The organism is Aquabacterium sp. (assembly GCF_029946005.1).
In the GTDB taxonomy this organism is placed as follows: domain Bacteria; phylum Pseudomonadota; class Gammaproteobacteria; order Burkholderiales; family Burkholderiaceae_C; genus Aquabacterium.
Genome location: NZ_JAQSDR010000041.1, coordinates 1 through 17268, shown reverse-complemented (window position 1 = coordinate 17268; position 17268 = coordinate 1). Strand labels below are relative to the sequence as shown.

General features: G+C 65.0%; 16 protein-coding genes and 3 tRNA genes. 18 read left to right on the top strand and 1 reads right to left on the bottom strand.

All coding sequences use genetic code 11. From position 1 onward, the window contains the following. The first annotated feature begins 218 nt into the window (after positions 1 to 218). The 4 genes from PSV38_RS20060 to PSV38_RS20045 are packed head-to-tail and all read left to right on the top strand — an operon-like array spanning position 219 to position 3402. The gene (locus tag PSV38_RS20060; RefSeq protein WP_300550670.1) at positions 219 to 803 is read left to right on the top strand and encodes an aminodeoxychorismate/anthranilate synthase component II; all 585 of its coding nucleotides are present in this window, start codon (positions 219 to 221) and stop codon (positions 801 to 803) included. A gap of 10 nt (positions 804 to 813) precedes the next feature. Beyond that, positions 814 to 1842: an anthranilate phosphoribosyltransferase gene (trpD, locus tag PSV38_RS20055; RefSeq protein ID WP_300550668.1), complete on the top strand. Its 1029-nt coding sequence runs from the start codon at positions 814 to 816 to the stop codon at positions 1840 to 1842. 4 nt (positions 1843 to 1846) lie between these two features. After that, a complete protein-coding gene (gene trpC, locus PSV38_RS20050; RefSeq protein ID WP_300550666.1) occupies positions 1847 to 2647 on the top strand; it encodes an indole-3-glycerol phosphate synthase TrpC in 801 nt (266 codons plus the stop codon). Continuing rightward, positions 2647 to 3402 (top strand): uracil-DNA glycosylase, encoded by a 756-nt coding sequence (locus PSV38_RS20045; protein ID WP_300550664.1) that lies wholly within the window; start codon positions 2647 to 2649, stop codon positions 3400 to 3402. The genes trpC and PSV38_RS20045 overlap by 1 nt, the downstream gene beginning before the upstream one ends. A gap of 21 nt (positions 3403 to 3423) precedes the next feature. Here PSV38_RS20045 and PSV38_RS20040 read toward each other — a convergent pair whose 3' ends face one another. Then, the gene (locus tag PSV38_RS20040) at positions 3424 to 4005 is read right to left on the bottom strand and encodes a hypothetical protein (RefSeq protein WP_300550662.1); all 582 of its coding nucleotides are present in this window, start codon (positions 4003 to 4005) and stop codon (positions 3424 to 3426) included. Positions 4006 to 4246: 241 nt separating this feature from the next. Between PSV38_RS20040 and PSV38_RS20035 the strand changes: the two genes are divergently transcribed. From PSV38_RS20035 to PSV38_RS19970, 14 genes are all read left to right on the top strand, one after another. Further along, positions 4247 to 5164, top strand: coding sequence for a glycosyltransferase family 2 protein (locus PSV38_RS20035; RefSeq protein ID WP_300550660.1), 918 nt, complete (start codon positions 4247 to 4249; stop codon positions 5162 to 5164). A 123-nt stretch (positions 5165 to 5287) separates the two neighbouring features. Then, entirely contained in the window at positions 5288 to 6055 is a 768-nt protein-coding gene (locus PSV38_RS20030; protein ID WP_300550658.1) for a polysaccharide biosynthesis/export family protein, read from the top strand. Positions 6056 to 6077: 22 nt separating this feature from the next. After that, complete coding sequence (locus tag PSV38_RS20025) at positions 6078 to 8057, top strand: hypothetical protein (protein ID WP_300550656.1); 1980 nt, start codon at positions 6078 to 6080, stop codon at positions 8055 to 8057. Between the two features lie 11 nt (positions 8058 to 8068). After that, positions 8069 to 9325: a glycosyltransferase gene (locus PSV38_RS20020; RefSeq protein WP_300550655.1), complete on the top strand. Its 1257-nt coding sequence runs from the start codon at positions 8069 to 8071 to the stop codon at positions 9323 to 9325. After that, entirely contained in the window at positions 9322 to 10683 is a 1362-nt protein-coding gene (locus PSV38_RS20015) for a beta-galactosidase (protein ID WP_300550653.1), read from the top strand. The genes PSV38_RS20020 and PSV38_RS20015 overlap by 4 nt, the downstream gene beginning before the upstream one ends. Beyond that, entirely contained in the window at positions 10680 to 11897 is a 1218-nt protein-coding gene (locus tag PSV38_RS20010) for a glycosyltransferase family 4 protein (protein ID WP_300550652.1), read from the top strand. Before PSV38_RS20015 ends, PSV38_RS20010 begins: the two co-directional genes overlap by 4 nt. Then, the gene (locus PSV38_RS20005) at positions 11894 to 13276 is read left to right on the top strand and encodes an O-antigen ligase family protein (RefSeq protein ID WP_300550650.1); all 1383 of its coding nucleotides are present in this window, start codon (positions 11894 to 11896) and stop codon (positions 13274 to 13276) included. The genes PSV38_RS20010 and PSV38_RS20005 overlap by 4 nt, the downstream gene beginning before the upstream one ends. Beyond that, a complete protein-coding gene (locus PSV38_RS20000; RefSeq protein WP_300550648.1) occupies positions 13273 to 14100 on the top strand; it encodes an acyltransferase in 828 nt (275 codons plus the stop codon). The genes PSV38_RS20005 and PSV38_RS20000 overlap by 4 nt, the downstream gene beginning before the upstream one ends. Before the next feature lie 19 nt (positions 14101 to 14119). Further along, a complete protein-coding gene (locus PSV38_RS19995) occupies positions 14120 to 15541 on the top strand; it encodes a lipid II flippase MurJ (RefSeq protein ID WP_300550646.1) in 1422 nt (473 codons plus the stop codon). Further along, the gene (locus PSV38_RS19990; RefSeq protein ID WP_300550644.1) at positions 15538 to 16584 is read left to right on the top strand and encodes an acyltransferase; all 1047 of its coding nucleotides are present in this window, start codon (positions 15538 to 15540) and stop codon (positions 16582 to 16584) included. Before PSV38_RS19995 ends, PSV38_RS19990 begins: the two co-directional genes overlap by 4 nt. Positions 16585 to 16649: 65 nt before the next feature. After that, positions 16650 to 16735 (top strand) — tRNA-Tyr (locus tag PSV38_RS19985). Positions 16736 to 16772: 37 nt separating this feature from the next. Further along, positions 16773 to 16846 (top strand) — tRNA-Gly (locus PSV38_RS19980). Positions 16847 to 16979: 133 nt separating this feature from the next. Then, positions 16980 to 17054, top strand: a tRNA-Thr gene (locus PSV38_RS19975). A 53-nt stretch (positions 17055 to 17107) separates the two neighbouring features. Next, positions 17108 to 17268 (top strand): GTP-binding protein (locus PSV38_RS19970; protein ID WP_300549472.1); only part of this gene is annotated, 161 nt, incomplete at its 3' end.

Sequence of the window (17268 nt, the reverse complement as noted above, 5' to 3'; positions counted from 1 at the left end):
TGCAACGGCATGTAACTTCCCGGTGTGCGGGGCGGCGGCGGATTGGCTAAAATGATCACATGCGTGCGTTCTTGCCCTCTTCAGCAGACCTCCTTCGTCAGCGTTGGCGTAAGCCATCCGCCTGAACGACCTATTGCGCCCGTCTTCGGGCGCACAAGACTCCCACCTCCCTGAGAGTCTTGAGAAATCCCTCATGAAATCAATAGGATAGAGCGCATATGCTGCTGATGATCGACAACTACGACAGCTTCACCTTCAACTTGGTCCAGTACTTTGCCGAGCTGGGCGAAGAGGTCCGCGTGGTTCGCAACGACGAGATCACGCTGGACGAAATCGCGGCCCTCAAGCCCGACCGCTTGGTGCTGTCCCCCGGGCCCTGCTCGCCCGCCGAAGCCGGTGTGTGCGTGCCCGCCTTGCAGCGCTTCACGGGCCAGTTGCCCATCCTGGGCGTGTGCCTGGGCCACCAGGCCATTGGCGCGGCCTTGGGCGGCAAGGTGATCCGCGCGAAGACCCAGATGCATGGCAAGACCAGCGTCATCAGCACCGATCAAAAAGGCGTCTACAAAGACCTGCCCGATCACTTCACCGTGATCCGCTACCACTCGCTGGCCATCGAGAAATCCAGCCTGCCCGACTTCCTGGAGATCACCTCCAGTTCCGAAGACGGCGAGATCATGGGCGTGCGCCACAAGGGCCCGCAGACCGACCCGAACTTCGCACCACTCGAAGGCGTGCAGTTCCACCCGGAGTCCATCCTGACCGAGCACGGTCACGCGATGCTCAAAAACTTCCTGACGATGTGAAGGGGCCGACATGAGCACCATCACCGACACCCAGGCACTGCAGCGCGTCATCGAGCACCGCGAAATCTTCCACGACGAGATGCTGGGCCTGATGCGCCGCATCATGCGCGGCGAGATGTCGCCGGTCGTCATGGCCGCACTCATCACCGGCCTGCGCGTCAAGAAGGAAACCGTGGGCGAGCTGACGGCGGCCGCGCAGGTGATGCGCGAGTTCTGCACCCCCGTCAGCGTGCCCGACACCGCCCACCTGGTCGACCTGTGCGGCACGGGGGGCGACGGCGCGCATACCTTCAACATCTCGACCACGGCCATGTTCGTAGCGGCCGCAGCAGGCGCGCGCGTGGCCAAGCACGGCGGACGCAGCGTGTCGTCCAGCACTGGCAGCGCCGACGTGCTCGAAGCGCTGGGCGCCCGCATTGACCTCGCGCCCGAACAGGTGGCCCAATGCTTGGCGCAAACTGGCGTGGGTTTCATGTTCGCGCCCAACCACCACGGCGCCATGAAGCACGCCGCCCCCGTCCGCAAGGAACTGGGCGTGCGCACCCTTTTCAACATCCTGGGCCCGCTCACCAACCCGGCTGGCGCGCCCAATCAGCTCATGGGCGTGTTCCACCGCGATCTGGTCGGCCTGCAAGCCCGCGTGCTGCAACGCCTGGGTTCGCAACACGTGCTGATCGTGCACGGCTGCGATGGCCTGGATGAAATCACCTTGTCGGGCGAGACCTGGGTGGCCGAGCTGAAAGATGGCGAAGTGCGCGAGTACACGATCCACCCCGAACAGTTCGGCTTTGCCGAGCACGACGGTTCCGCCCTGAAGGCCGCCAACCGCGAAGCCTCTCTGGCCACCGTGCGCCGGGTGTTGAACAACGAGCCCGGCCCGACCCGCGACATCGTCTTGCTCAACGCGGCCGCCGCCCTCTACGCCGCCAATGTGGCCGACTCCCTGGCCGATGGCGTTCACCGCGCCCGCGAAGCGCTGGCCAGCGGCCGCGCCGCCCAGGCACTGGCCACCTTTGTTCAGACCACCCAAGGCTTTTGACCCCATGTCCGACATCCTGAAGAAAATCGTCGCGGTCAAGCACCAGGAAATCGAACTGGCGCTCACGCGCAAGTCATTGAATGTGGTGCGCGCCGAAGCCGAAACCCGCAATCTGGAGCAAGCCGATGTGCGCGATTTCGTGGGCGCCGTGCGCGCCAAGATCGCGGCGGGCCAGGCCGGTGTCATCGCCGAAGTCAAAAAGGCCAGCCCCAGCAAGGGCGTGTTGCGAGAGCATTTCGTGCCCGCCCAAATCGCGGCCAGCTACGCCCTGCATGGTGCCGCCTGCCTCAGCGTGCTCACCGACGAGCAGTTTTTCCAGGGCAGTGCCACCTACCTGCAGCAGGCTCGCGCGGCCTGCGACCTGCCCGTGCTGCGCAAGGATTTCATGGTCAGCGACTACCAGGTCTACGAGGCCCGGGCGATGGGGGCCGACTGCATCCTGCTGATCGCTGCCAGCCTTGATGACGTCCAGATGGCAGACCTTGAAGCGTGCGCTCACTCACTGGGCATGGCGGTGTTGGTGGAGGTGCATGATGGCGACGAGCTGGAACGCAGCCTGCGCCTGAAGACCCCCTTGGTCGGCATCAACAACCGCAACCTGCGCACCTTCGAGGTCACCCTCGACACGACCTTGGGCCTGCTCAAGAACGTCCCGGCTGACCGCCTCCTGGTCACTGAATCCGGCATCTTGGGCCGGGCAGATGTGCAGCGCATGCGTGAGGCGGATGTTCACGCCTTTCTGGTGGGTGAGGCTTTCATGCGCGCGCCCGACCCAGGCGCGGCCCTGGCCGACTTGTTCGCCTGATGTCCGTGGACCTGTTTGGGGCTGGGGCGGCCACGGTGTTGCCTGCGAACCGCCTGAGCGTGCCTTTGGCCGACTGCTTCGATTCCGTGCCGACCGATTGGCGCGACCTGACCGAAGCATTCCGCCGCAGTGCCGTGGGCCAATCATTGATTCAGCGCGTTGAACAAAGCCGACTGGCGGGCGAGACGATCTACCCGGGTGACGTATTCGCGGCCTTGAAGCTGACCCGGCGCGCGCAGGTGCGCGTTGTCATCCTGGGGCAGGATCCGTATCACGGCCCCAACCAGGCGCACGGCTTGGCGTTTTCAGTGTTGCCTGGGGTGAAAGTGCCGCCCAGCCTCCGCAACATCTACAAAGAGATCCAGCGTGATCTGGCCATCGCACCGCCCACCCATGGGTGCTTGCAACACTGGGCCGAGCAAGGAGTGCTGTTGCTCAACACCACCTTGACCGTGGCCGAGGCCCAGGCGGCGAGTCATGCGGGCTGGGGGTGGGATGTGTTGACCGACCTGATCATCGCGGCCGTGGCCGAGGACTTGGGCCCGAAGGTCTTCATGCTGTGGGGCGCCCATGCGCAACGCAAACGGGCGCTGATCGAGGCGCATGCCCAAGGGCACGAGTTGTTGCTCAGCAACCACCCCTCGCCCTTGTCGGCCACACGGGGGCCGGTGCCTTTCATCGGGTGCGGGCATTTCGGGGTGGCGCGTGACTTCTGGGCGCGCCACGGATTGGACTTGGACTGGCGCCTGCCCTGAGGGGCCAAGGCGCCCGCTGCTTCAGCGGAAGTAGTACACGCCCAGCACGCCGAAGTGGCTGCCGTCCAGCTTCAGGCCGTTGGCGGCTTTGGAGGTGTAGTCCTCTTTGACGTAACGCACCTTCAGGCCGACGCTGGGGATGATGGCGTATTCGCCCTCCAGGATCCAGCCCATTGAGCTTTTGAATTTCTGGTCGCTGCCAAATTGCGTGCCGGCATCGGAGCCGTTGTAACGGACCCCGATTGCCTTGCGCACACCGCCCGCGAAGGCCCACTTCTCATTGGCGTGCCACTGAACCAGCAACTCCAGAGGCATCCGCGAAAAGTCGACCGAGCCGTTGTCCGCGTTGGAGCGGTCGGTGTGGTACGCGACCATGCCCTGCAAGGAGATGTCGGTGCCCACCATGCGGAAATCCAGGCCCGCGCGCAGATCGACCAAGCCACCAGCGTGCAGATTCTGGGTATCGCCCGTGACGTACTGGGTCGTGGTGACCTTGTCACCACCAGCCGTGAGGCCACCACCCAAGAACGGGGTCCATTCGCTGGCCCAGCAAGAGTTCATGACGCCTGAGGCGGCCAGCACGGCCAAAAAAATCTTCTTCAAAGAAAAACTCCCGGTGTGGCGAAGAATTCAGCGCCAAGGGCGCCTGGGCGCGTGGCGGTCCGTGTTACATATCGCAACGCTGGCTGATTATCCGCCCAGATGAGGGGGCCCGTAATACTGGGGTTTCCCCCACAATCGGAACGAAGCGCGTTATCATCTGCAATGAGATTGCATGTGTTGTCAGATTGTGGCCGCCTTGAGTTCAATGGGTCATCCATGCCAACTGGGTAAGAAAGCCGTCATGTTTCCAACCGCCACAGGCGAGCCTTCATCACCCGTCAGCACCCTTGGGGTGGTCATCGTCAATTACCGGACGTTTGACCTGACCATGCAGTGCGTTCGCTCCCTGCTGGCGCACCAGATTGCCAAGCCCTCGGACATCGTGGTGGTGGACAACCACTCGCCCGATGGTTCGGGTGAGCGCCTGAAGGCAGCGCTGAGCGATGGCGTGCGGGTGATCCTCTCGGGCCGCAATGGTGGATTTGGCGCTGGCGTGAACCTGGGCGTGGCGGCCTCCCGCACCGACCTGGTGTTGGTGCTCAATCCCGACACGTATTTCCTGAGCAACACCGTTCAGGTCATCCAGCGCCTGTTCGACCAGCAGCCCAAGGTGGGCGTGGCGGGCCTGAAGCTGATCAACCCGGATGGCAGCCTGCAGTATTCGGCTCGGCGTTTTTATTCCCTGCCCGACATCCTGGCCCGACGCACGGCACTGGGCAAACTGGCGCCGCTGCGCCGCCTGGTCAAGTCTCACCTCCTCAAGCGCAACTGGCGCGATGGGCCGTTTGAGGCCGACTGGGTGATGGGCACCGGTTTTGTCGTGCGGCGCACCGCCTTTGAGCAAGTGGGCTGCATGGACGAGGGTTACTTCCTCTATTTCGAAGAGGTGGACCTGTGCGCGCGCATGTGGGTCGGAGGCTGGACCGTCATGGCCGTGCCCCAAGTTGAATTGGTGCACGAACACCAGCGCCACAGCCAGGCCGGCATCTGGTCCACCTCGGGCAAAACGCACCTGCGCAGCATGTTGCGCTTCTTCGTCAAATTTGGGGTGCCCTGGATCTGGCGCCCCAGCCGCTCCGCCATGGGCAAGGCCTACCTGCAGTGGCGCCGCCAGTTCGTCGAATCCCCACGTATCAAGCAGCCCGACGCGTCGGCATGACGATGCAGGCGGTATTTCCGGCGTGCGCCCTCTTATGATGCGGTCACGCGCCGTTGCCAGGCTTGTCCAGCCTGGCCCATCCCCCGATTTGTCCCTTGCTTGCAAGCCCCTGCGCCGTCTGCCATGAAGCTCTTTGTTCTGCTGTTCAGCCTGTTCCTTGCCGCCTGCACGCCCATGGGCAACCTGACGCCGCCGGGCGATGGCGCGATCGGGGCGCGGCGCTTGACGACCGAGGACATCGTCCGCATGGCCAAGCAGCCCACGCGCATTCACCCGGGCGACACCTTGCGCATCGTGCGCGATTCGCAAGACGCGGTCTCGCTTGATTTGCGCAACCTGGTCGAAGACAGCCAGTCGCAGATTTACTCGGTGCGCTCGGACGGCAGTTTTTCTTACCGCTACGCTGGCCGCGTGGAAGCCGCTGGCAAGACGCCCGACGAGGTTGCGCAGTTCATGCGTTCGCGCCTGGAAGCCTATTACCGTGAGCCGGGTGTGACGATCAACATCGTGTCCTCACCCAGCAGCAAGGTGGTCATTGGCGGGGCCGTGCGCACGCCGGGGCCGCTGGACATGTCGGCCGTGGCCACGCTCGAGCAAGGCCTGTTCGCCGCTGGTGGACTGATGCCCAGCGCCGACCCCAGCCACGTGGCGTTGCTGCGTCTGGACGAGCAATCACGCTACCAGCTGTATTTCGTGGACTTCAGCCGCTTGCTGCAGCCCGCCGAGGGCGGCACGCCGACCCTGGCGTTTCAGCGCGGTGATGTCCTGTTCGTGCCCAAGTCGGCCGCGGGCAATGCGGGCGATGGCGTCGAGGTCTATATCAATCAGTTGTTGCCTTTTACTCGCGCTTTGGGTTTGAGCTATAGCTGGGGCGAAACCAAGGTCAAGTGAAGAAAGCAGTCCGCCAAGCATCATGATCGATATCCGTTCTTTCCGGGACATCGTCCGGCTGTTCTACATCTTCCGCCGCCAGTTCTTCATCGGGCTGTGGGTCACCGTCGTCTTGATCGTGCTGGGGGCCTTCCTGTGGACGCCCAAGTACGCCTCCGAGGCGCGCTTGCTGGTCAAGCCCGGGCGTGAAAACCTGACGGTGCCCATCGATGTCACCGACCGCGCCACTTACGCCCCTCAAAGCAGCCAGCGCGACCCCATCATCGACGAAGAGAAGATGCTGACCGGTCGCCCCGTGGTCACGCAGGTGGCGCGCCTGTATTTGCCGGAGCTGTCACTGCCGACCGAGGCGCCACCGGGCTTCAAGAGCGCGCTGAAGTACCACCTCAAGAAGACCTTGAATGCGGTGCGCGATGGCATTCGCTCGTTCACGGCCATGCTGGGCCTGTCCGAGGCGCAGAGCGAGGAAGACCGCCTGGCCAACCGGCTCGAAGATGCCTTCACCGTGACGCACGGCCCGGGCTCCAGCGTGATGGAGTTGCGCTTCGCGTGGGGCGATGCGGTGCTGGCTCAGCGCATCATGAAAACCTGGATCAAGGTCTACACCGACGAGCGCACGACGGTGTTGGGCCGCAAGACGCTGGTGGTGTTCTACGACAACAAGGTGCGTGACACCGACCAGCAGATCGAATCGATCAAGGGCCAATTGCGCGGCCGCCTGACCCAGATCAACGGCATCAGCGCGGAAGAGCGCCTGACGGCCATCACCAAGCGTTTGAACGACCTGCGCACGCGCCAGTCCGAGTTGCTGGCCGAGCGCTCAGCGCTGGAAGAGGGCGCGGCATACGCGGCAGGGCGTGCCAAGGGCATGGCCAAGGAAACGGTGGCCGAGCGCGACGTGGGTTACGGCCCCGCGTGGCTGGCCCTGAGCAACCAGTTGGCCGAGTTGAAGCGCCAGCGCGCCGAGGCCTTGCGCGTGTTCAAGGACGGCGCACCCGCCATCCTGGCGCTCAACGAAAGCATCACGGCCCTCGAAGCGCAACTGAAGGTGGAAGACCGGCCCATGCAGCGCGGCGAAAAGCGCGCGCCCAATGAGCTGAGCACCTTGCTGGCCAAGAGCGAGCTGGAAAAAGCCGTGCGCCTTCGCGAGATCCTGTCGCTGACGTCCGCCTTCAATAAAGAGCGCGACGAGCTGACCCAAGCCCGCCAGCAAGTGCTGTCCAGCGAGCCCGAGCTGGCCCGCCTGGAGCAGGCCCTGACCGTGGCCGAACGCAGCCGCCTGCTCTACCTGGACAGCCTGGAGAAAGCCCGCATCGACCAGGCCCTGGATGACAACCGCATCAACAACATCGCGGTGATTGAAGACGCCACTTTGAACCCTTCGCGCGCCTCGCCCAAGAGCCTGGTGCTGCTGGCGCTGGCCTTGCCCGCCGGGGCCATCGTGGGCCTGCTGGTGCTGTACCTGTGCTCCGTCATGGACCAGCGCATCCACGATGGTGGCCGCCTTGAAGCGCGTTTTGGCGTGCCCTTGTGGAGCACCGTCAAAGACATCACGGGCATGGGCGAAGACAATGATTTCCACGCCAGTCTGCACCGCATCTATGGCACCTTGCCACTGGCCGAGGTGGCCAACCAGGGGCTGACGGTGGGGCTGGCCTCGTCCCGGTCCGGCGAGGGTGTCAGCTTCATCACCCAGCATTTGCGGCAGGTGCTGCAGGCCCAAGGTTTGAGCGTGGCGGTGGATCCTGCTTCGGGCAAGGCGCAGCCGGGCGAAGTGGCTTTGCTGCAGGCCTCCAACCTGCTGAGCAACCGGCAGGCGTTTTTGTCGCTGGGCAAGGCCGACCTGATCGTGATGGTGGTCGAGGCCCGCGCCAGCGTGGTGCCGGTGGTGGACAACGCGCTGGGCGTGTTGCGCACCGCGTTCCGCAAGGTCGACGGCATCATCCTGAATCGTCGGCGCTTCGAGGTGCCGACCCGCGTCATGCGCTTCTTCCAGAGCTGATGGAGGCCTGATTGAGACTGGCCCTGCTCTCCCCGCTGCCCCCTGAACAAACCGGCATTGCCGACTATGCCGTGCAATGGCGCCGTGCAGTGAACGGTGCGGGCGTCGAGGTGCTCACGCCCTTGCAAGGGCAGCGCCCCATCTTGTCGCTGGAAGACGCGCAACGCTGGGTGGCCGAGCGCGACTGGTCCAAGGTCGATGTGGTGCACGCCGAACTGGGCGGTGGTCGGCATGGCGAGTTCTTCGTGCTCAGCGCCCTGGCCATGCTGCCCAACCGGCCGGCCTTGTCAGCCACCATCCACGACCCCGAGCGCATCGTGTGGCGGCCCGTGAGTGCCCTGTGGCGCGCGCTGGACAACGCATCGTGGGTGCCTGCGCTGGTCAGCAAGATTCTCGCGGTGCTGTTTGATCCGCACACGCTGTGGGCCGAGCGCGCGCTGGCCCGACAGTTGGATGGCCTGGTGGCCTTGACGCAGACCGGTGCGCAGCGACTGGCCCGGCGCATGAAGGTGCCGGTGGCCAAGGTCCGCGTCATCCCGCATGGCACGCCCGGCTTGCCCACCCAACCCTTGCCGGATTTGTCATCGCTGCGCCTGCTGTACTTCGGGTTCATCTACAGCGGCAAAGGCATTGAAGACCTGGTGGACGCCCTGGGCACGCTGCTCAAGCAAGAGCCCGAGCTGGCCAGCCAGGTCCGGCTGACGATCGCTGGCGGCACTGCGCCCGACATCGCCTTTGGCGCGGGCAGCAGCTACCTGGATGGCCTGCGCCAGCGCGTCGAATCGCAAGGTTTGAGCGGCCAGGTTGATTGGGAGTTCGACGTCGACGAGCACGACATCCCCGGACTGATCCAGCGTCATCACCTGATGGTGCTGCCCTACCGTGAGTCCCGCAAGCTGTCCCTGATGGGGCAGATGCGGGGCACCAGTGGGGCCCTGTCCTGGGCGATCGCGGCCGGTCGCGGCGCCATCACCTCCGATGCACGCGCCTTCGCCGAAGAGATCAGCCATGGTAATGGTGTGTCGTACCCGCAAGGCCAGGTGGCGGCGCTGAGCGAGGCCATCGGGGCAGTCCTGAAAGAGCCCGACCAGGTCAAGCAGTGGGCCAAGGCCGCGACCGTTCTGAGCGAGCAGCGCCTGTGGGCCCGCACGGGCGAGGCTTTTGTCCACTACTTCGAAACGTTGAACCCCTGGGTGGCGCGCAGCGCTCGAAGCGGCAGCTTGCCCGGCGAAGCGGCATCCCTGATGTCCGGCGGCAAGCGGCCATGACCAGCCCCTCTCCCTCGCGCCGTGCCCTGCTGTTGAGCAGCGGGGCGCTGGCCGCCTTGCCTGCCCAGGCTTTGAGCCTGTGGCGCCACAAGGCCCATCCCGCGCTGGAACTCAAGCCCGCGCGCCCGGTGGTCTGGCGCGACTTCCTCGGTGTCAACGCGCAGTTGCAATGGTTTGAGCCCGCCATGGCGCGCAAGCAGGTCGAACGCCTGAAAGACCTGGGCCTGAACTGGGTGCGCCTGGGCCTGCACTGGATGCTGATGGAGCCCAAGGAAGGCCAGTTCGAACTGGAGGCCATCGACCGCATGATGGCCCTGGTGAAAGACGCCGGCCTGCGCAACATCACCAGTGTGGTCGGTACACCGCGCTTTGCCTCGGTGGTGGCCAAGGGGGACCGCTACGAGCAGTACTTCGACAAGTTCCCACCGAAAGACCCGGTGCTGTTCGCGCAGCGCATGGTAATGCTGGCCAAGCGCTATCCGCAGGTCGATGTCTGGCAGGTCTGGAACGAACCCAATATTCCTGGTTTCTGGGCGCCCAAGACCGATCCCGAAGGCTATGGCCGCCTGCTGCTGGCCAGCGTGCAAGGCCTGCGCGCCACGGTGCCCGCCAAGCCCATCGCGATGGCCGGCATGGCCTACTTCAGCGAGATGACCGGCCAGAACGGTTTGATGATCGAGGCCATGGGCAAGCTGGGTGCCTTCAACCTCGACCTGATCATCGCCTACCACCCCTACACCGCCACGGCCGAAGGCTCCGAGCAGGATGGTCGCGATTTCGTCAAACGGGTGGTGCCCGCCCACCAATGGTTGCGCGGCGCCAAGGTCAAGCAGATCTGGGCCACCGAATGGGGTTGGTCCAGCTACGACGGCCCGAAAGAAGAGCAACCCATCGTGGGCGAACAAGGCCAGGCCGACCTGACCCTGCGCCGCCTGGCCCTGATGGCCGCGCTGGACTACGACCGCGTCTTCCTGTTCACCCTGTCCGACCTGGACAAGCGCGCCAGCGCACGGGATCAGCACTACGGCCTGCTGCGCGAAAACGGTGACCCGAAGCCGGTGTACTTCGCGCTGCAGCGTTTCTTGAAGATCTGCGGCCCACGCATTGAGCCAGGCACGCCACCAGCCATCGTTGGCGACAAGCCGGAGGGCTTGATCAGCATCGCCTGGCGCCAACCGGATGGGCAAAAACTGTGGATGGTCTGGGCCGACAAGCCGGGCACCTTGAAGCTCAAAGGCGTTCCAAAAGCCACCTTGCACCGCCCACTCAATGGCGGCCAACAGGCCCTGAAGGCCGACGCCAACGGCGAGTTGCGCGTGCCCGTGGACACCGCCCTGCAGATCCTCAGCCACGCATGAAGCCGCTGCGCCTGCTGTGGACCTTGCCCTACCTGCCCTGGCCCATCACCAGCGGCGGCAAGGCGCGGCAGTTCCACCTGCTGCGCGAGCTGGCCGGGCGCGGCCACCGCATCACCTTGCTGGTGCAGTCCAAAACGCCCGCCGACGACGAGGTGCTCAAGACCCTGGCCCCGCTGCTGGAAGAGCTCATCGTGCTGCCACGGCGACCCCTTCGCCACCCGCTCACGCTGTGGCACGCAGCCACTTCGTCGCTGCCCTTGCTGGCCACCGTCAACGGCCATGCGCCGGCCCTGGCGCAGCGCTTTGCGCAGTTGCTGAAGCAAGGCCCCTGGGATGCCATCCAGGTCGAGCACAGCTACGGCTTCGAGCCTTTTGGTGCCGAGCTGAGCCGCACCGCACAGCCCTTCATCATCACCGAGCACAACGTCGAGTCCGAGCTGGGCGCGGCCACCTACGGCAAATGGCCTGCACCCTTGCGCAGCCTGGCCCGCTACGACCAATTCCGCGCCCGCCGGTGGGAGCGCGAGGTGCTGTCGCGCGCGGCCGCCATCGTGGCCGTCACCGAGTCGGATGCACAGACGCTGTCACAGCTCAGCGGCCGCCCCGCACACGTCGTCAGCAATGGGGTCGACACACGCGGCTTTGCGCACGTGCAGCCTGATGCGGCCTCGCGCTGCGTGCTCTTCGTCGGCAACTACGAGTACGCGCCCAACGTCGATGCGGTCGAATGGGCACTCACCGAGATCTGGCCCCGCGTCTGGCAACTGGTGCCAGACGCTCGCTTCCGCATCTGCGGCCACGGCTTGCCAGAAGCCTGGCGCCAGCGCTTCACCGACCCCCGCATCGAATGGCTGGGCTACGTGCCCGACCTGACCGAGGTGCAATCGCGCTCGGCCGCCTTCCTGGCGCCACTGCGCTACGGCGGCGGCTCCAAGCTCAAGGTGCTGGAAGCCATGGCCGCCAGCCTGCCGCTAATCAGCACCGCCGAAGGGCTCTCCGGCTTGAAGGCGACGGCAGGTGTGCATGCCCTGGTGGCCGACACACCAGAAGCCATCGCCCAGGCCATTGCGCAAACCCTGGCCAACCCCGCGCCAGCCCGCGCCATGGGCCTGGCCGCCCGTGACCACGTCACCCAGCAGTTCGATTGGGCCCGCTCGGCCAGCCAACTGGAGGCGGTGTACCAAAGCTTGCAAGCTGCCAAGGTGGCCGCATGATCGGTGCGTCCACGGTCTTCCCGGCGGCCATGGGCGCACTGTTCGCCTTGCTGATGCTGGTGGGCGGCGCGCCCTTGGGCATGCTGGCAGCCGGTGCCCTGGCCTTCGCCGTCTACATCGTGACCCAGCCTTTGCGCGGCTTGCTGCTGTTCTGCCTGCTGGCCCCGGCCCTGCCGTGGATGACCATCACCTTGGGCGCCAGAATCACCACTTCCGAGGCCATCCTGGCGCTCACCTGGGGCGGCGTGTTCTTCCAATGGCTGGGCGGCAAGTTGCCACCCTGGCCCGACAACCCCACCGAGCGCGCCATGATGCGTTTCGTGGCCTGGAGCATCGTGCCCTTGGTGGCGGGCCAGTTCATGGTCCAGGCCGAAGGCGTCGGCCCGGTCAACTGGGTCCGCTGGTTGCTCAACGTCTCGCCGGTCTTCCTGGTGCCGCTGCTCACGCCCGATCAGCGCACGCGGGATCGCCTGCTGCTGTGCCTGCTGCTGGGCTTCGCAGGCCTGCTGGCCATTTCGCTGAGCTTCTTCTTCATGGGGCGCGATCCCATGAGGATGGTCGCCTTCCTGACCGCGCTGCACTACGCCCGCCCGGACGCCATCCAGGACATCCTCACCGCCGACCCCACCCGCATGGCATCGCCTTGGGTGCACCCCAACTCCACAGGCGGCGCGCTTTTGCTGGCGGTGCCACTGGGCATGTTCTACGCGGTTGTCCAGCATGGCTGGCGCCGCGCCCTGGGCTTGTTCGTGGCGGTGGGCGGCGCGGCGGGCATCGTGTTCAGTGGTTCACGCGGCGCGCTGCTCAGCCTGGGCGTGTTCGTGGCCTGGCTGGCGATCAAGAAGACGCCCTACGCGGTTCGCGGTCTGCTGTTGTCGCTCCTTCTGGCGGCCGCCCTGCTGGCGCTGTACCCCCCTGCCCAGCAACGCTTCGCCTCGCTGTTCTCGTCCAACGATGTCAGCACTGGCGTGCGCTTCGAGGAGTACCTGCACTTCCCCGAAGCCGTGATCCGCTACCCGCTGGGCATGGGCTTCAAGGCCGACACGCCTGCCACGGCCAATGGGGTCTACGGCATCTCCAACCTCTGGCTCAACTATTGGTACAAGCTGGGCCTGCCCGGCATGCTGCTGTTCATCGCCGTCACCACGGCTTGGTGGCGCCAGGTGCGCCTGCCCGGCAACTTTGCCGTCGTCAACGCCGATAACGGGATGCGCATCGCCACGGTCGGCACGGTCCTTGCGGCTTTGGCCACGGGCTTCATCGACCATTACTTCAGCTTCACCCAGGTGTTGATCTCGCTGTTCTGGTTGATCCTGGCCATCAGCCTGCAAACCGCCAAAGCGCCCGTGCCGTCATCCACGTCAGTTGCCCGCCCATGAAACACCGCATCCTCCACAGCACGAACCTGCGCCCCCGATTGCCTGAATACGCGGCCCGCTTGAAAGCCGACCCGGCTCAGCTCGACGACGCCTACGAGTGGGGCCTGCAGAACGACCTCTTCTTCGAGTCCAAAGGTAAGGGCCCGGAAGACGTCGTGCTGCACATCTGCTCGCTGGACATCCGCAAACGCATCCCCCACCTGCTGGCGCGCGACTTGTTCGTCATGCTGTTCGATGAAGTGCCCGGCCGCAAGGTGCCCGACTACGGCCGCAACTGGCCCACCATCGTCGACCGCCTGCGCCGCATCTGGGAACAGATCTACAACATCCTCATCAACAAGATCCCCAGCCACAACGTGCGCCTGGCCTGGCTGCGATTGGGCGGCGCCAAGATCGGCAAGGGCTCCAGCATCTGGCGCAACACCGAAGTGCTCGGCGTTGAAAGTCTGGTCATTGGCGATGACACCTGCATCGGCTGGCATTGCCAGATCGACGCCCGCTCGGGCCTGACCATCGGCAACCACGTCGCCATCGCCTCACACGTGCTGATCGTGGCCGGTGCGCACGACCTGGACGCGCCCGAGTTCTGGTCGGTCTCCGCGCCCGTGCGCATCGACGACTACGCCTGGATCACCTCGCGTGCCATCATCCTGCCCGGAGCCCACATCGGCGAAGGCGCCGTTGTCTCTGCCAACACCACCGTGGGCAAGAAGGTCGAGCCCTACGCCATCGTGGCCGGGCAGGGCGGCAAAACCGTGGGCACCCGCGCCCGCGGCCTGAACTACAAGGTGGGCGCCAAAGGCTTGTTCACCTTGCTGCATTGAAGCTGAAGGCGCGCTGACCATGCTCGGCTCGGCCGGACTCCTGACCCTGGTGACCCTGCTGGGCCTCATCGCTGGCTTGGGCCGCGAGTGGCTGCTCGTGGCCTCGTGGGGTGCGGACGCCCGCACCGACGGCTTCCTGATCGCGCTCTTCATCCCCGAAGCGCTGCGCATCATCCTGGCCGGGGGCTTGCTGTCGTCCGCCTGGATGGCCCTCTTCCAGGCGCGCAGCGAATCCGAGCGCATGGCCTGGTTGGGGCGGGCCACGTTCTGCGTGGGTTTGCTTGGCCTGGTGCTGGCCTTGGTCCTGTCCTTGGGCGCCGAGTGGTGGGTCAGGCTCGTGGGCCCCGGCCTGGCGCCTAACCTTCGACCCGTGACCCAGCAAGCCCTGCAGATTTTGGCCTGGAGCCTGCCCGGCCTGCTCCTGCAAGCCCTGTGGAGCGTGCCTTTGCAGGCTCAGGGCCGCTTCCTGCTGGCCGGGCTGTCGTCGCTGGTCTACAACCTGCCCGTGGTCATCTACCTGGCCCTGCACCAATCGCAATCACTGGAGCCTTCGCTGGCCTGGACCTTTGTGGTCGGCAGTGTTACCACGGCCTTGCTGATGATCCCTGCGGTTCGCGCCCAGGGCCTGGTGCTGCGAGCGATCCGCTGGCATGCGCCCACCGCGCGTGAGTTGTCGACCCGAGTCGGGCCCTTGCTCGGCAGCGCCCTCATGGGCCAAGGCCTGATGCTGCTGGAACGCATGGTCGCTTCCTACCTGGGCGAAGGCGTGGTCACCGTGCTGAACCTGGCCCGCAAGCTGGTCAACCTGCCGCTGGTGGCCTTGATGTCGGTCAACCAGGTCTTGCTGGGCCTGATGAGCAAGGGCGCCGCCGCCGACCGTTTGCCCCTGCTGCGCCAGGGCCTCGCCCTCAACACCCTGGTCACCACCCCGGCGGCGGTCGGCCTGTTGCTGTCCGCCCAGGCCATCGTGGCGCTGCTGTTCCCCAATGTGCAAGGCACGGCCATCCTGGCGCCTTTGCTGGGCTGGTACGCCGTGGCCCTGGTGCTGGCTGGCTGGAACACCCTCCTGGCCCGCTACAACTACGCGGCGGGCGACACCCGCCTGCCCTTCGTGTGCGAGACCTCCGGCAATGTCGCGCAGGCGCTCACCCTGCCTTTGCTGGCCTGGTTGTATGGCGCCCAAGGCATGGCCATGGCACTGTTGCTGGGGGTGCTGGTCAATGGCGGCCTGCTCCTGCATTTCAACCGGCTGTGGACGAGGGTGCGCCTGCCGACCCTGTTACTGGCTGGCGCCCTGTCCTTGGGGGTGAGCGCCGCATTCCTGCTGCCCTGGTGGCCGACAGTCCCCTTGATTCGCCTGGCGGCCTCGGCCGCCGCAGGCTTGTTCTGTCTCATGGTCTTGGCCGCCTGGCTCAAGCCCTGGAAACCCTTCTCCGCATGAACCGCCACAACAACTTCGACCTCTTGCGCCTGATCGCTGCAGCGGGCGTCATGGCTTTGCACGTGGTGGACCTGTCCCGCGAGCCCGCCTTGTCCTTCCTCCTCTGGGCCGACACGAAAATCGCCCTGGCGACCTTTTTCGTCATCAGTGGCTACCTGGTGTTCATGAGCTGTGAACGCACGCCCTCCTTGGGTGAGTACACGGCCAAGCGCCTGCGCCGCATCGTCCCCGCCTACGCGGCCGTGGTCCTGGCTTGCGCACTCCTGGGCAGCCTGATCAGCACCCTGCCTGCCGCTGATTACTTCGGCAAAGCCTGGTGGCAATACTTGGTGGCCAACCTCAGTTTCCTGAATTTCCTGCAGCCCAGCCTACCCGGGGTGTTCGTCAACAACCCCATGCCGGGGGCGCCTGTCAATGGTGCCCTGTGGACCATCAAGGTCGAGTTGATGTTCTACGCCATCGTGCCCGCCATCCTGTGGCTCACGCGCCGCTTTGGCCACCACCTGGTGCTGGGCCTGGGCTTCATCGCCTCCTGCCTGTGGTGGGGCGTCTTCGTGCACCTCGCCTACAGCACTGGCAAAAGCGGCTATTTCGAGCTGGCCAAACAGATGCCCGGCCAGCTGATGTTCTTCCTGCCGGGCGCCTGGTGCTACTGCGAGCGCGAGGCCCTGCGGCGACTGGGCTGGCGCCTGGGGGTCCTGGGCCTGGCCCTGCTGCTGCTGGCCTACCAATCGGACCAGACCCGCCCCACGTTCGGCGTCTTCCTCTACCCACTGGCCCTGTCCGCCTGCGTGTCCTGGGCAGCGCACAACTTGCGCTACCTGGGATCGGTCACCCGCCATGGGGACTTTTCATACGGCATCTACATCCTGCATTTTCCGATCATCCAAGTGCTGGTGCACTTCGGCGTGTTCAAGGCATCGCCGCTGGGTGGGGTGGCGCTGCTGCTGGTCCTCGTCACCGGCCTGGCCTGGATTTGCTGGCATTTCATCGAGGCCCCGACGCTCTGGCGCAAGCCGGAGCCCCAGGCCGTGCCGGCTTGATTGGCAAAAATTCAGCACAACTTGATGAGCCGTCACCTTGTGTGATATAATCTAGGGCTTGCCTCGGAGGGGTGGCCGAGTGGTTAAAGGCAGCAGACTGTAAATCTGCCCGCTTACGCGTACACAGGTTCGAATCCTGTCCCCTCCACCAAGGCAAACAAAATCACGTGATCGTGAATCACTCCCGGGCGGGAGTAGTTCAATGGTAGAACCTTAGCCTTCCAAGCTAATGATGCGGGTTCGATCCCCGTCTCCCGCTCCAAGTCGCGGTTCTGTCATGGTTCGCGTGATAAGCTAGCGGTCTTCCCAAATTTGGGTGGCCGTGGTCGGCACTGGTGTGGGTGTTGTGGTGGCTGTTACAGCAGTCGTCAAGCAGCGCCCAGACCCGTGTCGATGCCCATGTGGCTCAGTGGTAGAGCACCCCCTTGGTAAGGGGGAGGTCGGCAGTTCGATCCTGCCCATGGGCACCACACCTTTCTTCTTCAATTCTCTCGGCTGACTAAAGCCGCTAGGAGCGCGAAACATGGCAAAAGCTAAATTCGAACGAACCAAGCCGCACGTCAACGTCGGCACCATTGGTCACGTGGACCACGGCAAGACGACGCTGACCGCAGCGATCACCACCGTGTTGGCCAAGAAGTTTGGTGGCGAGGCCAAGGCCTACGACATGATTGACGCCGCGCC